The 25,283-nt window shown below is 54.9% G+C and carries 27 protein-coding genes; 7 read left to right on the top strand and 20 right to left on the bottom strand.

Features of this window, described 5'->3' with window-relative positions; genetic code table 11:
• Nucleotides 1-72 precede the first annotated feature (72 nt).
• Nucleotides 73-537: an anaerobic ribonucleoside-triphosphate reductase-activating protein gene (nrdG, locus tag AC6EMZ_RS12835; protein WP_498402913.1), complete on the top strand. Its 465-nt coding sequence runs from the start codon at nucleotides 73-75 to the stop codon at nucleotides 535-537.
• Between the two features lie 3 nt (nucleotides 538-540).
• On the opposite strand, the gene AC6EMZ_RS12830 is transcribed toward nrdG, so the two are convergent.
• The 13 genes from AC6EMZ_RS12830 to pmbA all read right to left on the bottom strand — a co-directional run bounded on the left by AC6EMZ_RS12830 (nucleotide 541) and on the right by pmbA (nucleotide 10,645).
• Nucleotides 541-825 (bottom strand): type II toxin-antitoxin system RelE family toxin, encoded by a 285-nt coding sequence (locus AC6EMZ_RS12830; RefSeq protein ID WP_498402912.1) that lies wholly within the window; start codon nucleotides 823-825, stop codon nucleotides 541-543.
• On the bottom strand, nucleotides 815-1,057 hold the full coding sequence (locus tag AC6EMZ_RS12825; protein ID WP_498402911.1) for a type II toxin-antitoxin system RelB/DinJ family antitoxin: 243 nt from the start codon (nucleotides 1,055-1,057) through the stop codon (nucleotides 815-817). The genes AC6EMZ_RS12830 and AC6EMZ_RS12825 overlap by 11 nt, the downstream gene beginning before the upstream one ends.
• A 77-nt stretch (nucleotides 1,058-1,134) precedes the next feature.
• The gene (locus AC6EMZ_RS12820; protein WP_498402910.1) at nucleotides 1,135-3,045 is read right to left on the bottom strand and encodes a BglG family transcription antiterminator; all 1,911 of its coding nucleotides are present in this window, start codon (nucleotides 3,043-3,045) and stop codon (nucleotides 1,135-1,137) included.
• A 24-nt stretch (nucleotides 3,046-3,069) separates the two neighbouring features.
• Nucleotides 3,070-3,810, bottom strand: a complete 741-nt coding sequence (gene dagF / locus AC6EMZ_RS12815) for a 2-dehydro-3-deoxy-phosphogluconate aldolase (RefSeq protein WP_498402909.1) — start codon at nucleotides 3,808-3,810, stop codon at nucleotides 3,070-3,072.
• A gap of 2 nt (nucleotides 3,811-3,812) precedes the next feature.
• On the bottom strand, nucleotides 3,813-4,925 hold the full coding sequence (locus tag AC6EMZ_RS12810) for a DgaE family pyridoxal phosphate-dependent ammonia lyase (protein ID WP_498402908.1): 1,113 nt from the start codon (nucleotides 4,923-4,925) through the stop codon (nucleotides 3,813-3,815).
• Nucleotides 4,909-6,042, bottom strand: coding sequence for an amidohydrolase/deacetylase family metallohydrolase (locus AC6EMZ_RS12805; RefSeq protein ID WP_498402907.1), 1,134 nt, complete (start codon nucleotides 6,040-6,042; stop codon nucleotides 4,909-4,911). The genes AC6EMZ_RS12810 and AC6EMZ_RS12805 overlap by 17 nt, the downstream gene beginning before the upstream one ends.
• 42 nt (nucleotides 6,043-6,084) lie before the next feature.
• Nucleotides 6,085-6,726, bottom strand: a complete 642-nt coding sequence (locus AC6EMZ_RS12800; protein ID WP_498402906.1) for a DUF4310 family protein — start codon at nucleotides 6,724-6,726, stop codon at nucleotides 6,085-6,087.
• Nucleotides 6,727-6,739: 13 nt separating this feature from the next.
• Nucleotides 6,740-7,516, bottom strand: coding sequence for a DUF4311 domain-containing protein (locus AC6EMZ_RS12795; RefSeq protein ID WP_498402905.1), 777 nt, complete (start codon nucleotides 7,514-7,516; stop codon nucleotides 6,740-6,742).
• A gap of 22 nt (nucleotides 7,517-7,538) precedes the next feature.
• On the bottom strand, nucleotides 7,539-7,838 hold the full coding sequence (locus tag AC6EMZ_RS12790; RefSeq protein ID WP_133631859.1) for a DUF4312 family protein: 300 nt from the start codon (nucleotides 7,836-7,838) through the stop codon (nucleotides 7,539-7,541).
• Between the two features lie 2 nt (nucleotides 7,839-7,840).
• Nucleotides 7,841-8,203 (bottom strand): SFCGS family glycine-rich protein, encoded by a 363-nt coding sequence (locus AC6EMZ_RS12785; RefSeq protein ID WP_498402903.1) that lies wholly within the window; start codon nucleotides 8,201-8,203, stop codon nucleotides 7,841-7,843.
• 11 nt (nucleotides 8,204-8,214) lie between these two features.
• Nucleotides 8,215-8,553 carry a glycine dehydrogenase gene (locus AC6EMZ_RS12780; RefSeq protein ID WP_498402902.1) on the bottom strand — a complete coding sequence of 113 codons (339 nt, stop codon included), beginning with the start codon at nucleotides 8,551-8,553 and terminating at the stop codon, nucleotides 8,215-8,217.
• A 311-nt stretch (nucleotides 8,554-8,864) separates the two neighbouring features.
• Nucleotides 8,865-9,251 carry a cytochrome b562 gene (gene cybC, locus AC6EMZ_RS12775; RefSeq protein WP_498402901.1) on the bottom strand — a complete coding sequence of 129 codons (387 nt, stop codon included), beginning with the start codon at nucleotides 9,249-9,251 and terminating at the stop codon, nucleotides 8,865-8,867.
• 41 nt (nucleotides 9,252-9,292) lie between these two features.
• Nucleotides 9,293-10,645, bottom strand: a complete 1,353-nt coding sequence (pmbA, locus tag AC6EMZ_RS12770; RefSeq protein ID WP_498402900.1) for a metalloprotease PmbA — start codon at nucleotides 10,643-10,645, stop codon at nucleotides 9,293-9,295.
• Nucleotides 10,646-10,739: 94 nt separating this feature from the next.
• On the opposite strand from pmbA, the gene yjgA reads away from it, so the two are divergent.
• Nucleotides 10,740-11,291: a ribosome biogenesis factor YjgA gene (yjgA, locus tag AC6EMZ_RS12765; RefSeq protein WP_498402899.1), complete on the top strand. Its 552-nt coding sequence runs from the start codon at nucleotides 10,740-10,742 to the stop codon at nucleotides 11,289-11,291.
• Nucleotides 11,292-11,373: 82 nt separating this feature from the next.
• Here the strand turns inward: yjgA and mpl are convergent, their stop codons facing one another.
• The gene (gene mpl, locus AC6EMZ_RS12760) at nucleotides 11,374-12,747 is read right to left on the bottom strand and encodes a UDP-N-acetylmuramate:L-alanyl-gamma-D-glutamyl-meso-diaminopimelate ligase (protein ID WP_498402898.1); all 1,374 of its coding nucleotides are present in this window, start codon (nucleotides 12,745-12,747) and stop codon (nucleotides 11,374-11,376) included.
• Nucleotides 12,748-12,946: 199 nt separating this feature from the next.
• Between mpl and fbp the strand changes: the two genes are divergently transcribed.
• Together fbp and AC6EMZ_RS12750 are read left to right on the top strand one after the other, a co-directional pair.
• The gene (gene fbp, locus AC6EMZ_RS12755; protein ID WP_498402896.1) at nucleotides 12,947-13,945 is read left to right on the top strand and encodes a class 1 fructose-bisphosphatase; all 999 of its coding nucleotides are present in this window, start codon (nucleotides 12,947-12,949) and stop codon (nucleotides 13,943-13,945) included.
• 148 nt (nucleotides 13,946-14,093) lie between these two features.
• Entirely contained in the window at nucleotides 14,094-14,387 is a 294-nt protein-coding gene (locus tag AC6EMZ_RS12750) for a helix-turn-helix domain-containing protein (RefSeq protein ID WP_498402894.1), read from the top strand.
• 33 nt (nucleotides 14,388-14,420) lie between these two features.
• On the opposite strand, the gene AC6EMZ_RS12745 is transcribed toward AC6EMZ_RS12750, so the two are convergent.
• From AC6EMZ_RS12745 to ytfQ, 5 genes are all read right to left on the bottom strand, one after another.
• On the bottom strand, nucleotides 14,421-15,989 hold the full coding sequence (locus tag AC6EMZ_RS12745) for a methyl-accepting chemotaxis protein (RefSeq protein ID WP_498402892.1): 1,569 nt from the start codon (nucleotides 15,987-15,989) through the stop codon (nucleotides 14,421-14,423).
• Between the two features lie 96 nt (nucleotides 15,990-16,085).
• Complete coding sequence (gene yjfF / locus AC6EMZ_RS12740) at nucleotides 16,086-17,090, bottom strand: galactofuranose ABC transporter, permease protein YjfF (protein WP_498402891.1); 1,005 nt, start codon at nucleotides 17,088-17,090, stop codon at nucleotides 16,086-16,088.
• Nucleotides 17,077-18,102 (bottom strand): galactofuranose ABC transporter, ATP-binding protein YtfT, encoded by a 1,026-nt coding sequence (ytfT, locus tag AC6EMZ_RS12735; RefSeq protein ID WP_498402890.1) that lies wholly within the window; start codon nucleotides 18,100-18,102, stop codon nucleotides 17,077-17,079. Before ytfT ends, yjfF begins: the two co-directional genes overlap by 14 nt.
• A 10-nt stretch (nucleotides 18,103-18,112) precedes the next feature.
• Complete coding sequence (gene ytfR, locus AC6EMZ_RS12730) at nucleotides 18,113-19,615, bottom strand: galactofuranose ABC transporter, ATP-binding protein YtfR (RefSeq protein ID WP_498402889.1); 1,503 nt, start codon at nucleotides 19,613-19,615, stop codon at nucleotides 18,113-18,115.
• Nucleotides 19,616-19,756: 141 nt separating this feature from the next.
• Nucleotides 19,757-20,713, bottom strand: coding sequence for a galactofuranose ABC transporter substrate-binding protein YtfQ (ytfQ, locus tag AC6EMZ_RS12725; RefSeq protein ID WP_498402887.1), 957 nt, complete (start codon nucleotides 20,711-20,713; stop codon nucleotides 19,757-19,759).
• Nucleotides 20,714-21,022: 309 nt separating this feature from the next.
• Between ytfQ and ppa the strand changes: the two genes are divergently transcribed.
• The 3 genes from ppa (at nucleotide 21,023) to AC6EMZ_RS12710 (ending at nucleotide 24,894) form a co-directional block, all read left to right on the top strand.
• Nucleotides 21,023-21,553: an inorganic diphosphatase gene (ppa, locus tag AC6EMZ_RS12720; protein WP_498402886.1), complete on the top strand. Its 531-nt coding sequence runs from the start codon at nucleotides 21,023-21,025 to the stop codon at nucleotides 21,551-21,553.
• A gap of 184 nt (nucleotides 21,554-21,737) precedes the next feature.
• On the top strand, nucleotides 21,738-22,808 hold the full coding sequence (gene yncE, locus AC6EMZ_RS12715) for a 7-bladed beta-propeller protein YncE (RefSeq protein ID WP_498402885.1): 1,071 nt from the start codon (nucleotides 21,738-21,740) through the stop codon (nucleotides 22,806-22,808).
• Between the two features lie 73 nt (nucleotides 22,809-22,881).
• On the top strand, nucleotides 22,882-24,894 hold the full coding sequence (locus AC6EMZ_RS12710; RefSeq protein ID WP_498402884.1) for a TonB-dependent receptor domain-containing protein: 2,013 nt from the start codon (nucleotides 22,882-22,884) through the stop codon (nucleotides 24,892-24,894).
• A gap of 42 nt (nucleotides 24,895-24,936) precedes the next feature.
• On the opposite strand, the gene AC6EMZ_RS12705 is transcribed toward AC6EMZ_RS12710, so the two are convergent.
• Nucleotides 24,937-25,281: a gamma-glutamylcyclotransferase family protein gene (locus AC6EMZ_RS12705; protein WP_498402883.1), complete on the bottom strand. Its 345-nt coding sequence runs from the start codon at nucleotides 25,279-25,281 to the stop codon at nucleotides 24,937-24,939.
• Between the last annotated feature and the right edge of the window lie 2 nt (nucleotides 25,282-25,283).

Genomic DNA, 25,283 nt, shown 5'->3' with positions numbered 1-25,283 from the left:
GACCGCACCGAGCAGTTGGTTAGGGTGAGCGAGTGCAGCCAACGCAGTCATGGCGTCAATTGGGAAGCGAAAATGAATTTTCACCAGTATTACCCCGTCGACATCGTCAACGGCCCCGGCACCCGCTGCACTCTGTTTGTCTCTGGCTGCGTTCACGAATGCCCCGGCTGTTACAACAAAAGCACCTGGCGAGTAAACTCCGGCGAGCCGTTTACCGCTGAGATGGAAGACAAGATCATCAACGATTTGAACGACACGCGCATTCACCGTCAAGGGATCACTCTCTCCGGCGGCGACCCGCTCCATCCGCAGAACGTGGCGGATATTCTCAAGCTGGTAAAACGCATTCGCCAGGAGTGTGAAGGCAAGGACATTTGGGTGTGGACCGGCTATAAGCTCGACGAACTGAACGCCGCGCAGAGGGAAGTGGTGAGTCTGATAAACGTGCTGATCGACGGAAAATTTGTGCAGGATTTAAAAGACCCGGCGCTTATCTGGCGCGGTAGCAGTAATCAGGTGGTGCATCACCTCCGATAATGACTATAGCCGTTTGTCAGCCTGTTGATAGACGGCTAATCTTTCGCGCTTTCCAACGGCTACCACAAACACCGTCACCCTCTCTTCCCGAACCTGATAGACCATCCTGTATCCGGACGATCTCAACTTAATTTTATAGCAATCAGGCAAATCGTGCAGTCTGGCCGATTCGATCCTCGGGCTTGAAAGCACCTCAGCAAGTTTCTTCTTGAACTGGATTTTCACCGTATCACCCAGCTTATGCCATTCTTTCAGCGCGCGCGGATCAAACGCCAGCTCATAGGTCATCCAGACTAACCTTTATTCCCTTTTCAGGATGCGCCAGCCGTTCACGTACGACTTGTATTAAAGCCTCTTCGCTGTCGCTAATGGTGACGGTTTTTACCGGCATACGACCATTTTCCGCGACGTATTGAAACAGCAGGCGAACGGCTTCCGTCGGTGTAAGGTTGAGTTTTTGCAGCACGGCGTAGGCCTCATTTTTGAGTTTATCGTCCAGGCGGACGTTGAGCGTTGCCATTATGCCTCCAGTAAATACAAATGTGTAATGCAGTTTAGCATTACATTCGCATTACATCGAATTCTGGATAACGCCTCTCAAAATCGACTCAAGCTCTCTACCGCCACCGTTTTAAACTCTTCGAAATCGTGACACCCGCATAGCCGTGTCATGGCGCGTTCACGCAGGAAAGTGACAAAAATATCGTAGATGGCCATCGCCTCTTCGTATTCGCTTTTACTGATTGCCAGCAGGAAGATGACGTGCGCGGTTTCGTCGCCCCACTGGATGCCATTGGGCGCGAGCACAGTGTAGACCACCGTTTTTTGCGCCAGCAATCCCAGGGAGTGCGGCAATGCGATGCCATCGCCGAGCATGGTGCTAACAATGGCTTCACGTTCCACGACCGAATCAAGGAACTCTGCGCCCACAAACCCTTCGGCTTGCAGCTGCGAACAGAGTTCCTGGAACAACGTTTGCCTGTCGACAGGGGTGTCGATAATGCGGAAATGGGCGGCGTCGAAGTACTTTTCCAGCATCCACGGACGCGTGCGGTCCACCAGCACCAGCTTGCCGATTTGCTCTAACTGATAATCTGTCGGGAACGGCGCGATCATCACCACTGGCTTGGCCTTTTCGCTGATCCGGGCGGTGGAGATAACAAAATCTTCGCTGATGTTTTCCGTCAGCTCGTACTCGCGCAGCGTCACGGTACGGGTCACTTCAATTTGCGGGTATTTGCGCTGCAATACCGCCTCGATCATCCGCGCCATGGCGTTGCCAGCATCACACACCAAAAGCACGCGCGGCTGGCGCTGATAACCCACGTTATAGTGCCGCTCCAGCCCGACGCCGATATGCAGCACCAAAAAACCAATCTCGTTTTCGCTGATCGCATACGGGGTGTATTTCCCCCAGCCAGAGACCGCCGCCAGCGTCATGTCCCACGCCATCGGGTAGTGCTGCTTGATATTATCCAGCAGCGGATTAGGGATCATGATTTGGTAGCGAACGCGGGTGATCATGGTTTTGATGTGCGTCAGCAGGTCCGCGTGCAGTTGCGCGTCGTTGAGCAGGTTGTAGTTATAGTGCGTATTGATGTAGCGCAGAATGTAGTTCGCCAGCGCTTCTTCATCGTCGGCGTTGATGGCGCTTGGGGCAATCTCCTGAATCTGGCGCGCAGCAATGTGCACGCACAGCCAGTTTTCCTCAGAGGGCGAAAGCGCTTTATCGGCAAGCTGTGAAAGGGCGGTGGCGATATCCCGCGCGGCGTCGCGCACGTTCTCTTCTACGTCCTCGGCGTTAAATTCTGACAGCGGGTAGCCTTCGCTGATGCGGCGCACTGATACCGCACAGTACAGACGTACAAACAGCTCGCCTTCATCGGTGAGGCGAATGTGATGGCGCGTCAGGGTGTCGTGCAGAACAGCGATCAGTTGATCCGGAACGCCCGCGTTTAAGGCAATTTCGGTCACCAGCGGATTGAGGCTGTCCTGCTGCGCCAGTTCCCACAGTAAATCGGTCAGGCATGCGCGCACCGACATCTCGCTGCCAAACAGCTTCATGCCGTGACGAGGGCGGGTTTCCAGCGTCAGGCTGTAGCGGTTAAACCACTCGCGCACTTCAGCCATATCGCTTTGCAGCGTGGCGCGGCTAACGAACCATTCATCCGCTAAATCTTCCAGCTTTAAGGAAAACGCCGACGTGAGAAAGCGCACCACCAGATAATGCACGCGTTCCTGCCCGGTACGCGGAACACGCAGCGCACGCGGGCGGGAATTCTGTAAGGAGTGATAACGTGCTGCATCGTCAATTTTTAGCTGATAGCCGTTACCGCGACTCAGGATAAATTGCGCGCCGTGGCTCGCCAGCAGCGCATTAAGGGCGGTGATATCAGCGCGAACGGTACGTGTGGATACCGAAAGCCGCTGCGCCAGCTCGTCCTGCGGCAGCGTCTCGTTTTGCAACAGATCAAACAGTTGCGCTAAACGTTGGTTCGGAAATCGCACGTTTATATCCTCTTACGGCTCACTTTATTTAACTAACGTCTTCGTCATCTCCAGCAGCGTTCGCACGTCTTCCGGGCGCGTGTCGCCGCTGGCTTTGTCGATAATCGAGCTATAAATATGCGGGATAATTTTGCTTACGCCCGCATCCAGGGCGATCTGTAGGATCGCCTCGAAGTTCTCCAGATCGATACCGCCCGTCGGCTCCAGCCAGAAATCATGCTTCGCGCAGGCTTCTGCCACCGCTTTGTATTCGTCGCGACACGCCAGCCCCCCCATCGGGAAGTATTTGATTGAGCTACCGCCGAAGTCTTTCAGCAGAGCAATCGCGGTTTCAACCGGTACGATGCCGTCCGGTGCCGCGCTGCTCAGCGGGCCGGTGGATATTTTCACCATCCCGACGGTACCCGTTGGGGATACCAGGCCGTTCACGACGGAGTCGTTTTGCCCCAGCAGCGCGCGGCTGGTCGCGACGCCGGTAAATACCTGGTTAACGTGCTGCGGTTGCACCTGACGGGAAATTTCACTCACCATCGCTGACTGGTTCGGGTCGCCCGCACCCAGCCCGACGGACAGCGCGTTATCGATAAGCTGCGCGTATTCACGCATATCGGCCACCGCGCTGGCAACATCAGGATAGTTTTTGGAGAGCACGCCGACCAGTACATGGCCTTCCGCCGCCTCGTAAATCGCGCTGGCATTGGCTTTTGAGCCTGCCAGTACGTTCAGGCAGACGCGGTCACGATAAAAATTGGGGGTCAGTTTCATGCTTATTTCTCCTGTCCTAATACTTCGCTAATGCGGCGATACACAATGTTCAACTGGTCGGCGTTCACGCTGCGCACGTCCGCTTCGATAATCCCTTCGTTAGCCTTGTAGCCACGGAAGTAAATGGCATATTCGCCCTGCTTCAGCTTCGCCACCACGTCGCCAGTCCCGATGCCGGTCGTCGCTTCATCGAATTTGATTTCAGTGCGGGCGATATCGCGCCCGGCGCTGTCCCAAACCACGCGAGCTGAGACGCCGTTTAAGGTATTGAGCGCGTCTATAAACGGCGTCATCTTCGCCACCATCTCCGCACCGCTCTCTTTGGTGGCAGTCAGATAAAGTTCGATGGCGCAGGTCAGGCCCAGAATGCCCTCTTTGCCGACCTTCATGGCGCGGCCAATGCCCGCCGTCTGGCGTTTGACCCATTCGACGTACTGCGTTTTGCCGATCACCAGTCCGCTGGTCGGCCCTTCGATGGCCTTCGCGCCACTGTAGATAACCAGATCCGCGCCCGAGCGATAGTAAGCATGTAGATCTTCTTCCGCCGCCGCATCGACGATCAGCGGTAGATCGTGTTTGCGCGCGACAACCGCCGCCTGCTCGACGCTCAACATGCTTTTTTGCACGCAGTGGTGAGACTTAATATAGAGGATAGCCGCGGTGCGCGGGGTGATTGTCGCCGCCAGCTGATCGGCTGAGCACTCGTTGGCGTAACCCGCTTCGACCATTTTGCCGCCACCGAGGGCGACCATGGTGCCAACCGGTGCGCCAAAGTTCACGTTATGGCCTTTCGGCAGCACAATTTCGTTGTTCTCAATGGGCGTCACGTGCAGGTTTTCCAGCAGCCAGTCGCTGTCTTTGACCAGCACCGCCGCCACCGACTGGGCGATCCCTGCCGAGGCGCAGGAGACGACCGTCGCGCCTTCCACGTCGAGCAGCTTCGCAATGTATTCCCCGGTTTTATTGACCAGATCCTTCATTTCGAAGTACTGGTTCATGCCGTCCATCGCGGCCTGCACCACTTCCGGGCGCGGCGTGGAGACACCCAGCGCGGTCATGCGCCCGGAGGTATTAATCACCTGCTTTAGATTGTACTTCTCAAAAATTGAAGGCATGTTCCGTGCTCCCTTGTTCGGTCATGTAGCCCTTGCCCGCGCGGATCGCGGCAAGCGGCACCAGAATGTGTTCAGCCTGTAGGCTGTCGTTTTCAGCGTCCGTCAGCAGCGTCGGCTGGCGTTTCACGGTGAACAGCGTCAGGTCGGCGTCCAGGCCGGGCTTAAGTCGGCCTTTGTGCGCCAGGCGCAGGCCGTCGGCGGCGTTAGCGGTGACGCATTCCACCACCTGCGGCAGTGACAGGCCGATAGCGAGGAATTTGGACATCACGCTCGCCAGGCTGCCGACCGGGCCATTGATTCGGTTGCGGCAGTAGATATCCGAGCTGATGGTGTGCGGCAAGATGCCCATCGCGATGGCGCGTTTCGCCACCTCAAAGCTAAAGCTCGCGGTGCCGTGGCCGACATCCAGACGCACGCCGCGTTTCAACGCAGAGGTAATCGACGCGCGCAGTTCGCCCGACGGTGTCAGGATGCGGTTCGGCTTGCCGTTGTAGCAGTGGGTGATGATGTCGCCGGTACTCAGCAACTCGGCAATCTCGTCAAGGTTCGGCGGGTTGTTGCCGATGTGCACCATCAGCGGCAGATCGCCGTTTTGCTTCTGCATCGCCTTCGCGTGCTCCAGCGGCGTAATGCCGTTATCGCCCACCACGCTGCTGCTCATGCGCGCCTTCAGGCCAACGATAAAATCGGGGTAGCGCGCGACCGCCTGAGCCACCGCGTCGGCGTCAACGTTGGTCATGTTCGCGAGTTCGTTCTGCGTAATCAGCCCGACGCGAGAGATATTCAGCAGGGCATAAACGTCAGTGGCGGCCTGGCGGGTGATGTTATAGAAATCGTCCACGTCGTCCGCGCCGGTGCTGCCCGCATCTATCACGGTGGTGACGCCGGTGGCGATGCCCACGCTGTCCGGCTCGTCGTGATAAATCGGGGAATTGGGGTAGCAGTGGACGTGAGAGTCAATCCAGCCCGCACTGACGTACACGTCGCCGTTAAGATCGATGGTGTTGTGTGCGGGAGTGGAAATCTCGCCCAGCGCCGCGATTTTGCCGTCGTGAATGGCGATATCAGTCAGGGTATCGTCAGTCAGACGCGCATGGCGCAGGAGTAAATCGAACATAGCAGTCTCCTGATAAGACGGGCGCCGAAGCGCCCGAGGGAGTTAAAGGGCCACCGGGAACAGCGAACCTAAAATCATGGCACCGAGGATAGCGCCGCCGGTAATCGGCTTCTGCCAGATGTAAAACAGCAGTGCGCCCACCAGCGATCCAATACCAATCGGGATCGACGCGGCCATAGCGCTGAGAATAATCAGCGGGCCAAGGAAGCGCCCGGAGGCGTTACCCGCGCCCATCATCACGTCTGCGCCGTAGGTGGAGTTGCTCTGATTAATGGTGAACTTACGCGCCAGGATAATCAGGTAACCAATCGCCAGACCAATGACCAGGCCGGTCGCCAGCGAGGCGAGAAAGTTGGTCACCGGGAACATGATCCCCGCGCCCAACAGCAGGGCCGGAACACCCAGGCCGACGCCGGTTTGAATGGCCCCGCCGATGTCTAAAATCCCCACCAGCGAGCCTTCGATGATGCGTGCAAACAGGAAGCTTGCGCCAAATGCCGCGACCGCGCCGTATACGCCGGTATCAATGCCCGCTTTCAGCATGGCCACAAAGGCCACTTCGTTAAACGCGCCGATGCCGTAGAGGTAGTACATGTGCGTCCCGGCGAACACGCCGGAAGAGAGCAGGCCAACGAAGATCGGGAACGACCAGTCGGCATACCAAAAACCTTTATTCTGTTCCATTTAGAGGCTCCTGTTATTTGCCGCTGATCGAGCTGTGGATCATGTCGAGCCAGTTCGGCACGGTCAGATGGAAGGATTCGATCATCTTCATGTCGAAGCCGCGGAAGAAACCGCTCAGGACGAACAGCAGAACAATCGCCACCATCATCACTTTGGTCACGCGGTTCCAGCCGCTCTCTTCCACGCCTTTACCAATCAGGATGCCGAGCACCAGACCCGGAACGGCGTTGCCCATAATCAGCTGCGCCGCGCCGCCGAAGACGGTGGCCCAGAAGCCCGATTTTTTACCCGCGTCGATGGCTGCCAGCCAGAAGATCACCGGCATGACGGTGTTTACCAGCAGGTTAGCTGCCGGAACCAGCACCTTAACGGCCGTCACCTGAAGTGCCGCCGGAACGGAGGAGGCAGTGAGGTTGAGGAAGGTGACCACGATCATGCCGATCACGCCGCAGGCAATCGCCATTTTGCGTGGATCGTGCAGCGTCTCGCCGACGTTGCGGTTTTTTAACATTAACGCCGCCGCACCCCAGTTAGGGATGATGCGATGGTCAACGTCCTGTGTAAAAGCCCCCGCCGCGACGGACGATGCCCAGGCGTTAAAGAAGAAGCCCAGACCAAAGGAGAAGTGAGAAGCCGGATCCCCTTCGCAGGAGTTCAGTTCCCCCAACGTACGAAACGCGCCCATACCCTGTGTGGTAGGCGCATGAAACATGCGTGCAGCCCCGGCGCCCACGCCGACGCCAACCAGGCCGCCGATGATGAGCGATTTTATTAAAATTATCAGGAACATTAGTCTGCCCTATTAGTGAGAATCAGCGTTGCGTGACGAAATCCACCTGGTCGAGATTGATGGCGGTCACGTTGACGGTCACGTCCAGCTCCACGCTGTAGGTGCGTCTTTCCCGGCGCAAAAAGAAGAACAGAAAAGCTTCTTTACGCACCGCTTCTTGCGCCTGAACAACCTGCACGTCCTGTGGCTCAATACGCAGTAAGATGTGCGGCGATGCCTTCATCACCGCGGCCTGAACGTGGTTCAGCGCGTCGGCAAAGGCGCGGGTTTTCGCGTCGCCTTTGCCTTTTACCCTCACCGTTGTGGTGAATTGCTCTTTCATGCTTATGCGCCGTACTTTTTCAGCCAGGCTTGCACCAGTCGTTCGCCCAACTCTTCTTTATCCATAAAGCCAAAGCCCAGCACATTGTTGCCTTCGTTGATGGCGGTGACGCCCTCTTCTACCGAGCGCATGCCGTATTTAGCCTTGTAACCGTGTTTGGTTTGCGCCGTGATAGCACCCGCGCCGCCGCTGCCGCAGAAGGAGATCCCGAAGGTGGCGTTTTCCGCCTTCATCACGTCACCCAGCTTCATATCCGCCGCCACACCTGGTACGACGACCGCACGGCCACCCGCTTTTTCTACACCGGCTGCCACTTTCTGGCCTTTGCCCAGGCGATCGCCGATCACAACGGTAATTTGTTCCATGGTGTTGCTCCTTAAAGGTTGTCTTTTGCGACTTCGAAGTGAACGGAGAGCAGCCAGGCTTCTTCATCAGGAAGATTGCCGAACTGCGCGACCACTTCTCGGGCCAGTTGCATTGAATCTGCTGAAATTTCGTCAAACAGGTCGGCTTCGACCTCCGGCAGCGGTTCGCCGGTCACTGACCGATGCGCCATTGCGCGAACGTGCGAGGTCAGCATTTGCTGCTGGACGTCATTGGGAATGATGTTGTGGCGGGCAAGCAGGGCATAGACCTGCTCAAGCATGCTGTCGGCGAGCGTTTCAGTTTGCGCAGCCTGGTCCCCAACGTCGTTCATTACCGCTCCGTTAATCACTCGTCTTACCCCGTTATTGGCTCTGGGATAAAACTAACGTGGCAGGTTAAAGGTTTGTAGCGAGTTGTTTTCCACTTCGAAGTGGAAAGGAAAGCGGCACCAGTGATCTGTGCCACATAATTGTGGTGAATATGTATTATCAACTGGCTTTACGTGATGAATATCACGCTATTCGGCGGCAAATAAAGCGGAAGGCGAGCGGAAACGTTTTCCAACGGTCAGTCAGAAATGTGATGCGGATAAGGTTTTCTTATTACGCTGCGGAAAATAAAACGGGGGCATTGCGCCCCCGTGGATCGTGTTTGGTGATGCTAGCGGAACTTTTTGTGGTTTTCGTTGCGCGTGGCGACGAATCCGTCAGCTGCCGCCTGCGCTTCTTTCACCTTACCTTCGTTGGCAAGCTTCAGCGCGCCGTCGATCTGGCCGACCAGCACGTCAAAACCGTGGCGATAGTCTTTCATCTCTGCGCTATCCGCCGCTTTGTTTTCGAGCTTCGGCGGCGTCGCTTTTTGCGCATCTAACGCAGCGGTACGCATCTTGGTTAATGCATCTTTCATTTCCGTCGCATTATCCGTTTTCTGCACCACCTTCAGGTTGGTACTGAGGGTGTCCATATCATCTTCAAGATCGGCGGCAAACGTTGCAGAACTTAACACTAACGACGACACAGCAAGAATCGCTAACAGGTTTTTACGCATTGCTCACTTCCTTTTTATTATTAAATACGCCTTCACGGGTATTACTGACCGGCGATTTTCATTTCCGGCAGAAGTACTGAACCACACTGTATATTGCTACGCGTTTCAATATCGTTACCAATCGTCACGATATCGCGCCACATCTCTTTTAAGTTACCGGCGATGGTAATTTCGCTCACCGGATACTGAATTTCGCCGTTTTCAACCCAGAAGCCCGCCGCACCACGAGAGTAGTCGCCGGTAATGCCGCTGACGCCCTGGCCCATCAGTTCGGTGACGACCAGGCCAGTGCCCATCTGCTTGAGCATTTGCTCAAAGCTCAGGCCCTGCCCTTCAATACGCCAGTTGTGGATGCCGCCTGCATGTCCGGTGCTTTTCAGCCCCAGCTTACGCGCAGAATAGTTGGTCAGTAGCCACTGGGTCAGTACGCCATCTTTAATGATATCGCGACGTTCGGTGCGCACACCTTCGCCATCGAACGGCGTTGATGCCAGCCCTTTCAGCAGGTGCGGATGTTCTTCGATGGTCAGCCATTCCGGCAGGATTTGCTTACCCAGTGAGTCGAGCAGGAAGGTCGATTTACGATAAACCGAACCGCCCGCGATCGCGCCTACCAGATGACCAAACAGGCCTGTCGCCACTTCATTGGCAAAAATCACCGGCGCTTTCATGGTCGATAGTTTACGCGGTGACAAACGCGAAAGCGTACGTCGGGCGCACTCTTCACCCACCCACTCAGGGGATTGTAAATCGCCAATCGCACGGCCAATGGTGTAAGCGTAGTCACGCTCCATTTCGCCGTTCTCTTCTGCGATAACACAGCTTGAAAGGGAGTGGCGAGTGGAGCAATAACCTTGCAGCATGCCGTGGCTGTTGCCGAACACTTTGATACCGTAGTGGCTGTTGAAGCTGCCACCTTCCGTATTCGTGATACGTTTGTCAGCTTTCAGAGACGCTTGCTCGGCGCGAGCCGCCAGCTCGATAGCCTCGTCGGGCGAGACATCTGCCGGGTGGAAGAGATCCAAATCGGGTGCATCAAATGCCAGCAGCTCTTTGTCCGCAACGCCTGCATAAGGATCTGGTGAGGTATAGCGTGCAATATCCAGCGCCGCCTGCACGGTACGGGCGATGGCATCTGGACTGAGGTCGGTGGAAGACGCGCTGCCTTTGCGATTCTGGTGATAAACCGTAATCCCCAGAGCGCCGTCACTGTTAAATTCAACGTTTTCGACTTCGCCGAAGCGGGTACTCACGCCAATGCCCGTCGTCTTACTGACGGCGACTTCTGCACCGTCTGATTTTCCTGAAGCTAACTCAAGCGCTGTGGAGACCGCTTCTTCCAGAATCTTACGCTGCGCTTCAACTTGTGAGGTTACTTTCATCGCAAATGCCATACTGTAAGAGATAGTTATACGAAGTCTAACAGAGAACCGTTTTTCAGTGCGCGTCTTAACTGGTAACATTAGCCTCTTTTTTAAGGAGCCTGACATGACTAAGCAGCCCGAAGACTGGCTCGACGACGTTCCCGGTGATGACATCGAAGACGAAGATGATGAAATCATCTGGGTCAGTAAAAGTGAAATTAAACGTGACGCCGAAGAGTTAAAACAACTTGGTGCGGAAATGGTAGAGCTGGGTAAAAACGCGCTGGATAAACTCTCGCTCGACCCGGATCTGCGCAGCGCCATTGAACTGGCCCAACGAATCAAAAAAGAAGGCCGTCGCCGTCAGCTTCAACTGATCGGTAAAATGCTGCGTCAGCGTGACGTAGAACCGATTCGCCAGGCGCTGGACAAGCTGAAAAACCGCCACAACCAGCAGGTTGCGCTGTTCCATAAGCTTGAGCAAATCCGCGATCGTCTGATCGACCAGGGCGATGATGCTGTCGAAGAAGTCGTGAACCTGTGGCCAGACGTTGACCGTCAGCAGTTACGTTCACTCATCCGTAACGCGAAGAAAGAGAAAGAAGGGAATAAGCCGCCGAAGTCTGCGCGTCTGATTTTCCAGTATCTGCGCGAGCTGGCTGAGAACGAAGGTTAAGATTCGAACCGATTGTTCCCCTCACCCTGACCTATCCGGTCAGTCCCCTCTCCCCTTTGGGGAGAGGGCTGGGGTGAGGGGTTTACACCGCGGCTTCGGCTTTCTTCGCCAGACCGTCCAGCAGTTTCTGATGAATCCCACCAAAACCGCCGTTGCTCATCACCAGAATGTGATCGCCCGGCTGCGCGGTTTTAATCACCATATCCGCTAACGTATCTACGTCTGCATGCCAGTGCGCAGGCTGAATGCACGCTTCCGCCACTTCAGCGACCTGCCACGGAATATGCTGTGGTTGCAGCAAGAATACTTCGTCAGCACGACCTAAAGACGGTGCGAGGTCGTCTTTGCTCAGTCCCATTTTCATGGTGTTAGAGCGTGGCTCCAGCACGGCCAGAATACGCGCTGTTCCGCCGACTTTACCGCGCAGCGCGGCAAGGGTCGCCAGAATCGCCGTTGGGTGATGGGCAAAATCGTCGTAGACGGTCACGCCGTTGGCTTCGCCGCGCAGTTCCAGGCGACGACGGGCGTTGATGAACGAGCCCAGCGCGTCGGCGGCATCCGCAGGCGTGACGCCGACGTGACGCGCGGCGGCGATCGCCATCAGGCCATTGTGCATGTTGTGTTCGCCAACCAGCGCCCACTTCACTTCACCGACCTTTTCACCGTCCAGCAACACTTCCCATTCAGAGGCATCGGTGGTCAGCTTTTTCGCCTGCCAGTGACCCTGCTCACCCACCAGTTCCTGCTCGCTCCAGCAGCCCATCGCGATGGTCTGCTTCAGGTTGATGTCGTTCTCAGGATAGATAATACGACCCTGTCCCGGCACGATACGCACCAGGTGGTGGAACTGTTTCTGGATGGCTTTAAGATCGTCAAAGATATCCGCATGATCGAACTCAAGGTTATTGAGGATCAGCGTGCGCGGGCAGTAGTGTACAAACTTAGAACGTTTGTCGAAGAACGCGCAGTCGTATTCGTCGGCTTCGATAACAAAGAACGGGCTGTCACCCAGACGCGCGGAGACGTCGAAATTGCCTGGTACGCCGCCGATCACAAAACCCGGCTTGTAGCCACAGGCTTCGAGGATCCAGGTCGCCATACCGGCGGTGGTGGTCTTGCCGTGCGTACCGGCAACGGCCAGCACCCAGCGATCGCGCAGGACGAAATCATGCAGCCACTGCGGGCCAGACATGAACGGAATATTGCGTTCCAGCACCGCTTCAACACACGGGTTACCACGGGTCATGGCATTGCCGATAATGACCAGATCCGGTTCATACTCAAGCTGGCTGGCGTCGTATCCCTGAATCAGATCGATACCTTGCTTCTCAAGCAGCGTGCTCATCGGCGGATACACGTTGGCGTCCGAACCCGTCACTTCGTGGCCCAGAGAACGTGCCAGCAACGCCAGCCCGCCCATGAAAGTGCCACAAATCCCCAAAATATGAATGCGCATACGTCACCGTCCCTCTTCTATGTGGCGCACATTTTACTCACATGTCAGCCTCAGAGAAACGCATTTCAGGTAAATCCGTATTTTGCTGGCGCGATTCACCTCTGCGCTAATATTTGAATGTTTGTTAAGATTGTTGGAGTTTTACCGCTTTAATCATCATTCGATCGCTTTACTCAACATACGATGCAGGGAAAGTGTTATGAAAACGTTAGGTGAATTTATTGTCGAAAAGCAGCACGAGTTCTCTCATGCTACCGGTGAGCTCACTGCTTTGCTGTCGGCAATAAAGCTGGGCGCTAAGATCATCCACCGTGATATCAACAAGGCCGGTCTGGTCGATATCCTGGGTGCCAGCGGTGCCGAAAACGTTCAGGGCGAGGTTCAGCAAAAACTCGATCTGTTCGCCAATGAAAAACTAAAAGCTGCACTGCGCGCGCGTGACATCGTGGCGGGGATCGCCTCTGAAGAAGAAGATGAGATCGTCGTTTTTGAAGGGTGTGAACACGCCAAATACGTTGTGCTGATGGACCCGCTGGACGGTTCGTCCAACATCGACGTAAACGTCTCTGTGGGAACCATCTTCTCAATTTATCGTCGCGTCACTCCTGTTGGCACCGCCGTTACGGAAGAAGATTTCCTGCAACCGGGCAACAAACAGGTTGCCGCAGGATACGTCGTTTACGGCTCTTCTACTATGCTGGTTTACACCACCGGCTGCGGCGTTCACGCCTTTACCTACGATCCTTCTCTGGGCGTGTTCTGCCTGAGCCAGGAACGTATGCGTTATCCGCAAAAGGGCAGCACCTACTCCATAAACGAAGGCAACTACATCCGATTCCCGAACGGCGTGAAGAAATACATTAAATTCTGCCAGGAAGAAGATAAGTTGACGCAGCGCCCGTACACCTCTCGCTATATCGGCTCGCTGGTGGCTGATTTCCACCGTAACCTGCTGAAAGGCGGTATTTATCTCTACCCAAGCACCGCCAGCCACCCGGAAGGGAAACTGCGTCTGCTGTACGAATGTAACCCGATGGCGTTCCTGGCCGAGCAGGCTGGCGGCAAGGCGAGCGACGGTAAAGATCGTATTCTGGATATCATGCCGAATAGCCTTCACCAGCGCCGTTCGTTCTTTGTCGGCAACGATCATATGGTTGAAGATGTCGAGCGTCTGATCCAACAATTCCCGGACGCTTAACACACTCATTAACGGGGAACGGTGTTCCCCGTTTTTATTTATATATTTTACGGTATAAACGAATATAAAAATGACGCTTTAATATTCCCGCCCGCTCCCGCATTATTTCTGAACAGTTTATAAATTACTCAGGGGAGTCATCAACACAATGCAAAACTATTCTCGCGCCAATACCGGCATTGATCTTAATCTTATACCTGTATTTATTGAAATTGTTCGTTGCGGCAGCATGGCAAAAGCTTCCGTACGCCTGGAGATGTCCCGCCCGGCGGTCAGCCTGGCGCTGAAGCGCTTTAATCAACTGTTTGATGAACCGCTCTTTGTGCGTAAAGGGTTATATCTGGAGCCAACGGAGAAAGCATTACAGTTAACCCATTCACTGGAAAAATTAATGGGCGATATTCACGATAATATTGGCGCAGTGAACGCCGAGGCCGTATAAACCCCGGCGCATAATACACCGGGGGAATTTATATTAGGCCGTTTGTGCGGTCAGTTTAAATGACGCCATGGCTTCAATTAATTCGCGCGACTGCTCTTCCAGAGAGCGAGTCGCGGCGGAGGACTGCTGCACCAGTGCCGCATTTTGCTGCGCCGTTTCGTCCATCTGATTGACCGCGATGTTCACCTGCTCAATGCCGCGACTTTGTTCCAGAGAAGCGTTGGCAATCTCCCGCATCAGCCGGGTCATACGCATCACTTCGGTGGCAATCTCATCCATCGTTTCGCCAGCCTGTTGCGCCAGGTCGCTGCCTTCGTTGACGTGCGTCTGCGAATCGCTGATCAGCGTGCGAATCTCTTTCGCCGCGTCGGCGCTGCGGCTGGCGAGGTTACGCACTTCTCCGGCCACCACCGCAAAACCACGTCCCTGCTCGCCCGCGCGCGCCGCTTCTACGGAGGCGTTGAGCGCCAGAATATTGGTCTGGAAGGCAATACCGTCGATAACGCTCAGGATGTCGGCAATGCGCGCCGAACTGCCCGAGATATCGCGCATCTTTTCAATGACGTAGCACACCATTTCGCTGCCATGATCGGCGGTGTCGGATACGGTCTTCGCCATCTGGTGCGCCTGCTCGGCGTTGTCGGCATTTTGTTTCACCGTGGCGGTGATCTCTTCCATGCTGGCTGCGGTTTGTTCGAGCGACGTGGCCGTCGATTCGGTGCGCTGAGCAAGGTGCATGTTGCCTGCGGTCAGCTCGCGACTGCCGGTATCGATTTGCGAACTGGCGTCGCGCACGCGCAGCACCGATCCCATCAGCGACTGGCGCATCTCTTCGATTGCCGCATTCAGGCGATTAAACTCCTGGCTGGCGGGCTGATTCAGGCTGTGGGTGAGATCGCCCGCCGCCACGTGTTCAAGCTGGGCGATAGAGGCCGAAAGCGGCTTCAGCAGCATATGGCGTAGCACCAGCCAGGCCAACACGATGATCCCGGCGGTCAGCAGGGCGGCAATGACGATCAGCAGCATGACGCGGTTTTTGCTCGCCTGTACGGCCTTCACTTCGGCTTTGCCGCGCGATTCACTCCAGGTCTGGAACGCCTGCATGTCGTTGTCGAACTGATGCGAAACGGGGATCAGCTTGTTTTCCAGCAAATCGTAGTAAGCATCCGCGCTCTGCTGGTTCAGCGCCGTCAGCATCGGGCCGATCCCCTGAGCGTTGTACGTCGCCAGGCTGGCGGCCACTTTATCCAGTAGCTGCTGGCCTTTTTCATCTGAAACGCCACCGTCAATGACCGCTTTCAGCGTTTTTTGCGCCTGGGTCACTTCTTTATTTATGTTCTGCACGGATTTGGCGGCATCGTCCATCATGCCAATTTCCATCAACCGAACGGCCTGACCCGCTTCATTACGGGCGCGCAAAATCAGCGTGTAGCCCGCATTAAGTTGCACCATCTGCTCACCCTGAAGGTGATTAATACGTTGCAGTGAAGAGGAACTCTGTGTGAGGGCATAAATGCCAATACCGCTGACAATCAGCAGCAGAAGGGTCATAACGGCCAGTAACGAAAGCAAGCCGGTACGAATCGATAGCGTTTTCAGCATGATGTTATTTCCGGTAGCGAGATATTTTTTGGCAGAAAAGAAGATTATCGGCCGCTACCGGAAAATGTTTAGACTTTAAGCAAATTCAGTGTGTTATCACTTTGTTGTGGAGGCTGACGGGCTGACGCGAGTGACCGGCGAGCTTTGGCGGTTCTCCCAGAGCACCGTCAGACCACGCTGCAACGCGATAAACACGAACAGCAACACGCCAATCGCGATTTTGGTCCACCACGAGCTCAACGTACCGTCGAAGTTAATATACGTTTGAATCAGCCCCTGAATCGCTACGCCAAATAGCGTCCCTAAAACAGTGCCTACCCCGCCGCTCAGCAGCGTGCCGCCAATAACCACCGAGGCAATCGCATCCAGCTCAACGCCCACGCCCGCCAGCGCATAGCCTGCCTGGGTGTAAACAGAGAAGACAATTCCCGCCAGCGTCGCCAGCCCGGTAGAGAGCATATAAATACGAATCGTGGTGCTGCGCGTGGAAATGCCCATCAGATTGGCAGACGTGGCGCTGCCGCCGATGGCGTAGACTTCGTTACCGAACCGGGTGCGGTGAGCAAGGAACATCCCCATCACCACAACGCCTAACATCAATAATCCCATGGCGCTCAGGCGGCCACCGCCGGGAATTTTCCACGCCAGGCTTGAGAGCGTGTCGTAGATCGGGTGGTTAATCGGGATCGACTCTTCAGAGACCAGGTAGCTGACGCCGCGCAGGAAGAACATCCCGGCCAGGGTAATGATAAACGCCGGGATTTTTAACGCGTCGATCAGTAATCCCATAAACGCACCGAACGCGCAGCCCATGATCAGCACCAGCGGGAAAGCCACCAGCGGGGACAATCCCCAGAAGCCAATCGCCTTCGCCAGGAACACGCCGGTAAAAGCGATCACCGAACCCACCGACAGATCGATACCACCGGAGAGGATCACAAAGGTCATGCCGACCGCAATAATCCCCAAAAAGGCGTTATCGGTGAGGATGTTGCAAATTACGCGCGTCGAGGCAAAACCGGGGAATTGCGTCAGGCAGTACAGGTAGCCCAGCACGAAGACGCCGAGCGTAATCATTAACGGTAAATTACGTTTTATCATGACCGCGAATCCCCTTGATGATGCTGATAAAGCGCGACGACTGAACGATCAGCACGCACAGGACAACCACCGCTTTCACCACCTGGTTAAGCTCAGGCTGGAAGCCGGAGAGCAAAATGCCGGTATTCATACCCTGAATAATCAGCGCTCCGATAACGGAAAGCACCAGATTAAAGCGCCCGCCCATCAGCGAACCGCCGCCGATAACGACGGCTAAAATCGCATCCAGCTCCAGCCACAGTCCGGCGTTGTTGGCATCGGCCCCGCGAATATCTGCCGCCACAATTATCCCGGCAATCGCCGCACACAGACCACTGAGCACGTAGGCCAACATCACCACGAGGCGCGTATTCACCCCGGCATTTTTGGCCGCGCGAATGTTAATGCCCACCGCTTCGATAAACATGCCGAGCGCGGTCCGACGAGTGAACAGCCAGAACACAATCAGCGTGAGCAGGGCAATGATCACTGGCGTTGGGAACAGCAACAGCTTGCCGCTGCCAATCCACGCCAGATTAGGCGAATCAAAGGTCACGATCTGCCCGGAGGTAATCAGTTGCGCCACGCCGCGCCCCGCCACCATCAGAATCAGGGTGGCGACAAACGGCTGGATTTTGAGAATCGATACCAGAATACCGTTCCACAGTCCGGCCAGCACCCCAGTGCCAAGGGCCGCCAGCAGTACGACCGGGAGGCTGTGCCCGGCCACGGTCATGGAGGCAGCCGTCGCCCCCGCAATCGCCATGATGGCCCCCACGGATAAGTCAATGCCGCCCGTGGCAATCACCAGCGTCATGCCAATCGCCAGCAAAGCAACGGGTGCCGCGCGGTTTAAAATATCAATAGGGCTGCCGAACAGGCGGCCATCCTGCAAAACAATTTGCAGGAAATGCGGCGCAACGAGGCTGTCGACCGCCAGCACCAGCAGCAGCGCCACAATTTGTGGCGTACCGGTAGGCCATCTAAAGCGACGCTTAGATTCTGCAGCCTTAGAAAGTGAACGAGGCATCACGATTGACTCCTTATGCCGCGATAGCATTCATGATCGCCGGAACGGACAGTTCATCCAGCGGGATCTCTGCCACCTGTTTGCGATCGCGCATGATGATGACGCGATCGGCATACCCCACCAGCTCTTCAAGCTCGGAGGAGATAACCAGTAGCGCCAGGCCATCGGCACACAGCGTTTCGATAAGGCGGATAATTTCCGCATGCGCGCCCACGTCGATACCACGCGTGGGTTCGTCGAGGATCAAGAACTGAGGCTTGGTCAGCAGCCAGCGGGACAGCAGAACCTTTTGCTGATTGCCGCCCGATAAAAACTCAATCGGCTGTTCAGCGCTCGGCGTGCGAATGCCAAGCTGGCGGATAAAGCGCTCGGCAATGGCGTTTTGCTCTTTACGCGGAATGGGCCGCAGCCAGCCGCGCTGGGCCTGTAGCGCCAGAATAATATTTTCGCGCACCGAGGCGGCGGCAATGATGCCGTCGGTTTTACGGTCTTCCGGGCAGAAGCCAATACCCAGACAAGAGGCCTGATGCGGGGATCGCAGGGTTTGCGGCTTACCCTTAATCAACGCTGTGCCGCTGTCCGCCGGTTTGATCCCGAAGATCACTTCAGCGGTTTCGGTACGGCCAGAGCCGAGCAGGCCCGCCAGGCCGACGATTTCGCCGGGGCGAACTTCAAGGTTGAACGGCGTGATGGTGCCTTTTTTGCCGAAATCTTTGAACGCAGCGACAGGTTTGTCGCTCAACAAGGTACGACCCGCACGCTGGAGCGCTTTGGTGTCCAGCTCGCGGCCCAGCATCATTTTGACCAGCTCGATCTTCGGCAGCTCGCGCGTCTCGCGGCAGCCGACAAAACCGCCGTTACGCAGTACGGTGATCCGATCGCTGACTTCATACACCTGGTCGAGGAAGTGGGTGACGAAAATTAAGCTCACGCCCCGATCGCGCAGCTGGCGCATCAGGGTAAAGAGCATTTCGACCTCTTGCGTGTCGAGGCTGGCGGTTGGTTCATCGAGGATCAACACCTTAGCGGAGAGATCGATCGCCCGACAGATAGCCACGATCTGCTGCATTGCCACGGAAAAGCGGTTCAGCGGCTCACGCACGTCGAGAGAAAAACCGTAAGACTCCATCAGCTTAGTCGCCCGCGCTTCCATCTCTTTTCGGCGCAGCAGGCCAAACCGACGCGGTTCGCGGCCAATAAACAGATTATCCGCCACCGACATGTTCGGCAGCAGGTTCACCTCCTGATACACCGTCCCAATCCCCAGTTGTTGGGCGTGGGCGGTATTGCGCGGTGATATGGCGTTGCCTTCGAGCCAGATCGTGCCGCGATCGGCGTGATAAACCCCGGTCAGGGCTTTGATTAACGTGGATTTTCCCGCGCCGTTTTCGCCGAGTAACGCCATGATTTCGCCGCGCCGCAGGCTGAAATCGACGTTATCGAGCGCTTTTACGCCGGGAAAGAATTTGCTTAAGCCCTCTGTGCGGAGGATTTCCTGGTGGTGTTCAGTGGTCATATTTCCTCCTTACCCCTCACCCCGGCCCTCTCCCCGGAGGGGAGAGGGTGAAAGGCAGGGCGGCGCTGGACTTAACAATTGGCACGATCAATCCCCTCTCCCCTCCGGGGAGAGGGTCAGGGTGAGGGGGGTGCGAAGTCCTCAGTAGCCCATATTTTTCTTCTTCTCTAACTCTTCTTTCGCCGTATCCGGCAGATAGAGCGTCGATTTGGTGATAGTCAGCTGTTCAGGTTTGGTGCCGTCCTTCTTGAATTTTTCCAGCGCGTCGAACGCCGGGCCGGCCATGTTCGGCGTCAGTTCAACGCTGGCGTTGGCTTCGCCGTCGATCATCGCTTTATAAATATCCGGTACGCCGTCGATAGAGCCGGTGAGGATATCTTTGCCCGGTTTCAGGCCTGCTTCTTTGATAGCCTGAATAGCACCGATCACCATGTCATCGTTATGGGCGTAAACCATGCAGATGTTCTTGCCGTTGTTTTCAGCCTTGATGAAGCTCTCCATGACTTCTTTCCCTTTGCTGCGGGTAAAGTCGCCAGACTGGGAGCGGATAATTTTGATGTTTGGCGCTTTGGCGATGGCTTCGGCGAACCCTTTCTTACGGTCAATCGCCACGCTCGCGCCCACGGTGCCTTGCAGCTCAACCACGTTACATGGCTTGCCATCGACCTGTTTGATCAGCCAGTCGCCGATCAATTGACCTTCCAGCACGTTGTTGGCGGTGACGGTAGTCATATAGAGAGATTTGTCTTTTACATCGATGGAACGATCAAGCAAGAAGACCGGGATTTCGGCCTCTTTGGCTTCTTTCAGAACCGGTTCCCACCCCGTTGCCACGACCGGCGCAATGAAGATGGCGTCAACGCCCTGGGCGATGAACGAACGAACGGCTTTAATTTGGTTTTCCTGTTTCTGCTGACCGTCGGCGATTTTCAGCGTAATGCCGCGTTTTTCGGCCTCGCTTTTCGCAACGTTGGTTTCAGCCGCGCGCCAGCCGGATTCAGACCCGACCTGCGAAAAACCTACGGTTAATGGTGCGGCCATCGCCATAGACGACATGGCTGCCGAAACTGCTGTGACTAGAAGTAAGCGCTTCCACATAAGAACGTCCTCGTAGGGTAGGTTATTGTTGGTTAAAAGGTGTTCTGCGAAAAAACTATAGCTAATAGAAGATGTAACGGATTGCGTTACATCACACTTCGGAAAAGTGAATGAAACGTTAATCACAAGTTTGTAATCGCTTTCATTTCGGCATTTAAAATGCGGCTGACTTTATGGACATTCCTGCCATGGAAACCGTCTGAAAATGGCGTGAGGCTGAGGGCGAGAGTAAAAACAGGCGAAGACTTTCAGCGTGAGTTGGCTATAATACTCGCCACTTGTTTACCATCCATTTTAAAGGACACAGACATGAGCTTACTCAACGTCCCAGCGGGTAAAGAACTGCCTGAAGACATCTACGTGGTTATCGAAATCCCGGCCAACGCAGATCCTATCAAATACGAAATCGACAAAGACACCGGTGCGCTGTTCGTTGACCGTTTCATGTCCACCGCGATGTTCTATCCGTGCAACTATGGTTACATCAACCATACCTTGTCTTTGGACGGTGATCCGGTAGACGTTCTGGTCCCAACGCCATATCCGCTGGAGCCAGGTTCAGTGATTCGCTGCCGTCCAGTTGGCGTTCTGAAAATGACCGACGAAGCAGGCGAAGATGCGAAACTGGTTGCCGTTCCGCACACCAAACTGAGCAAAGAGTACGATCACATTAAAGATGTGAACGACCTGCCAGAACTGCTGAAAGCGCAGATCACCCACTTCTTCGAGCACTACAAAGATCTCGAAAAAGGCAAATGGGTAAAAGTTGACGGTTGGGAAAACGCCGAAGCGGCTAAAGCTGAAATCGTTGCTTCCTTCGAACGCGCTGCTAAGAAGTAATTCTTACGCCCGTTACTAAGCCCCGCGCGTCGGGGCTTTTTTGTGCCTGCCATTCACTATCCCATTCACATTAAGCGGTTATTCACCTACCAAAAAAGGCAGCTTTATTTCGAAGAACTCAATTGATAATGATTCTAGATCTCATTATCATTTTCGTTCCGTAAATAAATGTGAATAAACGTCAATGACCCTACACAATGTGAAGATCCTGAAAGCCTCCGTGGGCACTGCTATCGCAGCGGCCTTAATGCTCACTAGCGCTTCTCCCTTTGCCGCTGAACTGACGGAGAAAGACTTCGTCACTCAACCTGTCGGTCATGGCGTTTATGAGCTGGCTTACGACGGGCAGGCAAACGTGCTTTTCGCCGCCAGCGCACCGTCGTTTGATAAAGACAAAACCGAAGGCAAGATTTACAAGCTGGATCTGGAAAATCTCACCGGAACGGGCGTTATCGAAACCAGCCGCCGCGCGTTTGCTACCGCATTAGATGAAGACAATCATATTCTGTACGTGGGTAACACGCTGGAAGGCTCCGTGACCCTGATTGACACTCAAACCGGCAAAGAGCTGGCGGTCATTCAGCTTAGCGACACCAGCAATCCGAAAGAGATTGCCCACACTCGCGAACTGGCGCTCGATAAAAAAAATCATCGTTTGTATGTCTCTGGCGTGGTGGAAAAAGGCATCGTCTGGGTTGTGGATACCAGGAAGCGCACGCTTATCCATACCCTGACCAACATGGGCGAATACCCTACTGGACTGGCAGTTGATGCCGAAAAAAATCGCCTGTATGTGGTGAATGGCCGCAACGAGCTGATTACCGTGGATACCCAATCCAACACAATCGCCAGCCGCTTTAGCATCCAGCCTGAGAAAAAACACTTCTTCCTGAATATCGCGTTGGACAGTCAAAACAACCGCGCCTTTTTGACCGACCCTGATTTACCGAACGTGTTGGTAGTGGATATCAATACCGGCAAAGTGCTGCACGCGATCGAAGTCACCAACTCGCTGGCCGTGCTCTATAACGAAAAGCGCAATGAAGTGTACGTCACCCACCGTAACGGCAAGTTAATCAGCATCGTCGACAGCAAGACCTACAAGGTCAAAAACAGTATCGCGACCGAGGCGATGCCAAACAGTCTGGCACTCTCAACTGACGGCAACACGCTGTATGCCAGCGTCAAACAAGACGAGAAAGTCGCCAAAGACAAGCCAGATTACGTCATCAAGATTTCGCTCGATAAGATTTAAGCGCGCCCTCTCCACGCCTTGCGGCGCTAAGACCGCGAGGCGTTTTTTTTATTTTCCTTTTGGGTTTATGGCTATGAAAACGCGTCAATTAATTACGTTCACAGGCATGGTGGCATTAACCAGCGGGATGGCTTTATCCGCGCAGGCTGATGAGTTAACCGAAGCATCACGCATCAACGAAGATGAACTGGTGGTCACGGCCACCGGTTTTTCGCAGCAGAAAAAAGAAGCGCCCGCGACAATCTCGACTATCGATCGTAAAACGCTGGATATTCAGCCCGACCGCAATATCGGCGAAGCCCTCAAAAATATCCCTGGCGTGTCCGTTTCTAACGGCGGCAGCGATATGGCTTCTGGCAATATCATGATCCGCGGGATGGATTCGAGCTATACGGCGTTCATGGTTAACAGCGTGAAACAAAACACCGGCGAAGCGCGCCCTTACGGCCAGGACATTGGTGCAGAAGCGGGCTTTTTACCCCCGATGGAAGCCATCGAACGTATCGAAGTGATTCGTGGGCCGATGTCGTCTCTGTATGGCTCTGATGCCATCGGCGGCGTGGTCAACGTGATTACCAAAAAACCCTACGGCGTAGCCGACTGGACCGGCGCAATTGCAGCCAACACCTGGTTGCAGGAACATAAAGATCTCGGGAACACCAGCCAACTGAATGTGTTCGCCATGGGGCCGCTGATTCAGGACAAACTCGGGTTAAGCATTGCGGCTGATGGGCTGGACCGTCGTGATGACGAACGTCAGAATTACTTCGGCAAGCACAACCGTAAATCGGTAGATGCTACGCTTGGCCTCAAGGCCAGCGAAAATAACCTGTTTGACCTGAACGTGGTGGTGGGCGAGCAGGAGAAAAACCGCACTAAAAAACGTGGTACCCCGTGGATGTGGAAATTCGATCGCAATGCGGTCACCCTCACCCACACCGGCTGGTACGCGGATGACACCATCGCGACCACCAACTACGTGAATTACGAAAAAGGACGGTCGAAGTACCTGCTGGATAACACGTCACCTGAGTACGTGCAGACCGAAAACTACGTGGCGAATTCGCAAACCACGTTCACCCTGGACAACCACAAACTCACCGTTGGCGCTAACTTCACGCGTGAAGCGTTAAACGATCGCTTCTATCAATCCGGGAAAACGCTGCCAGGCGTCGAGCCGGTGACCAAAGTGACGCGTAACGGCTGGGCGTTGTTTGCCGAAGATAGCTGGACCATCGACGACTTTATCCTGACCTCTTCCGCTCGTGGGGATTACGACAGCTATTTCGGTGCTCACGTCACGCCGAAACTGTACGGCAACTGGGCGATCACCGATGCCTGGTCACTCAAAGGCGGACTCTCTGCGGGATACAAAAAACCTGAACTGCGCGCCACCTCCGATCAGTTTGTGACGCCGCATGGTTCAACCCCGCCTTATCCGTTCCTGACCGTCGGTAACGACTCTCTGAAGCCGGAGAAAAGCATCAACGCCGAAACGGGGCTGTACTGGACCGGTGAATCCGTCTCAGTCGACGGCACCGTGTTCTACACCCAGTTCAAGGATAAAATTGCCGAGCAGACCATCTGTGAATCCACCGCCACCAACCAGTGCGTGGTGAACGGATATAAAGCCGATTCGGTGGATAAATACTTTAACGTCAGCAAAGCCGATGTTTACGGCGTTGAGCTGAATGCTGACTGGCAGATTACCGAAGATGTGAAAGCCAACGCGAACTACACCTATAATCACAGCGAACAGAAATCCGGTGTGGATAAAGGTTATGCGCTGAACGACTATCCGCGCCATATGGCGAATTTGTCGCTGAACTGGGCAGCCACGCAGGCGTTGGATCTGTGGAGTACCGCTAACTATCGTAGCAGCAACCGCGACAGTAACAGCGGCACGAGCTACGAGTCGTATACGCTGGTCGATATTGGCGCACGCTACAAGCTGAACAAAAATACGCAGCTGCTGGCAGGGGTGTATAACCTGTTTGACGCCGACCCGAAACGCAATACCTCATGGGGCGAGTACGGTCAGCTTGAAGGCCGCCGCTACAACGTGGGCGCGCGTATCGAGTTTTAATCCCGCAAAAAACAACGCCACCCGAAGGTGGCGTTGTTCAAATCAGTACTGGTCTCTGTCTAACCAGTTACCGCTTTCAATCAGTTTCAATCCATCGACCGGACGCTGGTAGACATACATCCATGCACTCCCGTACGGGGTCTGGACTAACTGGCGTGCGTACTCACCGCCCTTGGTGCGCAAGGCATCAAGTTCGGCAAGCGTGGCATTATCAATACGATAAACTTCACCTTGTACCGTTCCGTTCCCCGGAACCGCGCCTGGATAGTGGCCCAGACTGTACAACTGGTAGTTCTCAATATTGTAATTGCCCATTAACTGGGCATTCGTCATCCAATGACTGTTGCCCTGCTTAGTGCGTAAACTACCGTAGACAAATATTCGCATTG

The organism is Enterobacter sp. SCRI0065 (assembly GCF_059766475.1).
The sequence above is the reverse complement of the archived record's forward strand: the minus strand, read 5'-3'. Positions and strand labels throughout refer to the sequence as shown.

Coding starts and splice junctions, on each gene's coding strand:
- AC6EMZ_RS12795 (WP_498402905.1), bottom strand. CDS start 7,516: ATGTTCCTGATAATTTTAATAAAATCGCTCATCATCGGCGGCCTGGTT.
- AC6EMZ_RS12745 (WP_498402892.1), bottom strand. CDS start 15,989: ATGCTGAAAACGCTATCGATTCGTACCGGCTTGCTTTCGTTACTGGCC.
- AC6EMZ_RS12810 (WP_498402908.1), bottom strand. CDS start 4,925: ATGCCTTCAATTTTTGAGAAGTACAATCTAAAGCAGGTGATTAATACC.
- ytfQ (WP_498402887.1), bottom strand. CDS start 20,713: ATGTGGAAGCGCTTACTTCTAGTCACAGCAGTTTCGGCAGCCATGTCG.
- ppa (WP_498402886.1), top strand. CDS start 21,023: ATGAGCTTACTCAACGTCCCAGCGGGTAAAGAACTGCCTGAAGACATC.
- AC6EMZ_RS12785 (WP_498402903.1), bottom strand. CDS start 8,203: ATGGAACAAATTACCGTTGTGATCGGCGATCGCCTGGGCAAAGGCCAG.
- AC6EMZ_RS12710 (WP_498402884.1), top strand. CDS start 22,882: ATGAAAACGCGTCAATTAATTACGTTCACAGGCATGGTGGCATTAACC.
- cybC (WP_498402901.1), bottom strand. CDS start 9,251: ATGCGTAAAAACCTGTTAGCGATTCTTGCTGTGTCGTCGTTAGTGTTA.
- mpl (WP_498402898.1), bottom strand. CDS start 12,747: ATGCGCATTCATATTTTGGGGATTTGTGGCACTTTCATGGGCGGGCTG.
- ytfR (WP_498402889.1), bottom strand. CDS start 19,615: ATGACCACTGAACACCACCAGGAAATCCTCCGCACAGAGGGCTTAAGC.
- AC6EMZ_RS12790 (WP_133631859.1), bottom strand. CDS start 7,838: ATGAAAGAGCAATTCACCACAACGGTGAGGGTAAAAGGCAAAGGCGAC.
- AC6EMZ_RS12825 (WP_498402911.1), bottom strand. CDS start 1,057: ATGGCAACGCTCAACGTCCGCCTGGACGATAAACTCAAAAATGAGGCC.
- AC6EMZ_RS12805 (WP_498402907.1), bottom strand. CDS start 6,042: ATGTTCGATTTACTCCTGCGCCATGCGCGTCTGACTGACGATACCCTG.
- AC6EMZ_RS12830 (WP_498402912.1), bottom strand. CDS start 825: ATGACCTATGAGCTGGCGTTTGATCCGCGCGCGCTGAAAGAATGGCAT.
- yncE (WP_498402885.1), top strand. CDS start 21,738: ATGACCCTACACAATGTGAAGATCCTGAAAGCCTCCGTGGGCACTGCT.
- yjgA (WP_498402899.1), top strand. CDS start 10,740: ATGACTAAGCAGCCCGAAGACTGGCTCGACGACGTTCCCGGTGATGAC.
- AC6EMZ_RS12800 (WP_498402906.1), bottom strand. CDS start 6,726: ATGGAACAGAATAAAGGTTTTTGGTATGCCGACTGGTCGTTCCCGATC.
- AC6EMZ_RS12750 (WP_498402894.1), top strand. CDS start 14,094: ATGCAAAACTATTCTCGCGCCAATACCGGCATTGATCTTAATCTTATA.
- dagF (WP_498402909.1), bottom strand. CDS start 3,810: ATGAAACTGACCCCCAATTTTTATCGTGACCGCGTCTGCCTGAACGTA.
- nrdG (WP_498402913.1), top strand. CDS start 73: ATGAATTTTCACCAGTATTACCCCGTCGACATCGTCAACGGCCCCGGC.
- AC6EMZ_RS12705 (WP_498402883.1), bottom strand. CDS start 25,281: ATGCGAATATTTGTCTACGGTAGTTTACGCACTAAGCAGGGCAACAGT.
- pmbA (WP_498402900.1), bottom strand. CDS start 10,645: ATGGCATTTGCGATGAAAGTAACCTCACAAGTTGAAGCGCAGCGTAAG.
- yjfF (WP_498402891.1), bottom strand. CDS start 17,090: ATGATAAAACGTAATTTACCGTTAATGATTACGCTCGGCGTCTTCGTG.
- fbp (WP_498402896.1), top strand. CDS start 12,947: ATGAAAACGTTAGGTGAATTTATTGTCGAAAAGCAGCACGAGTTCTCT.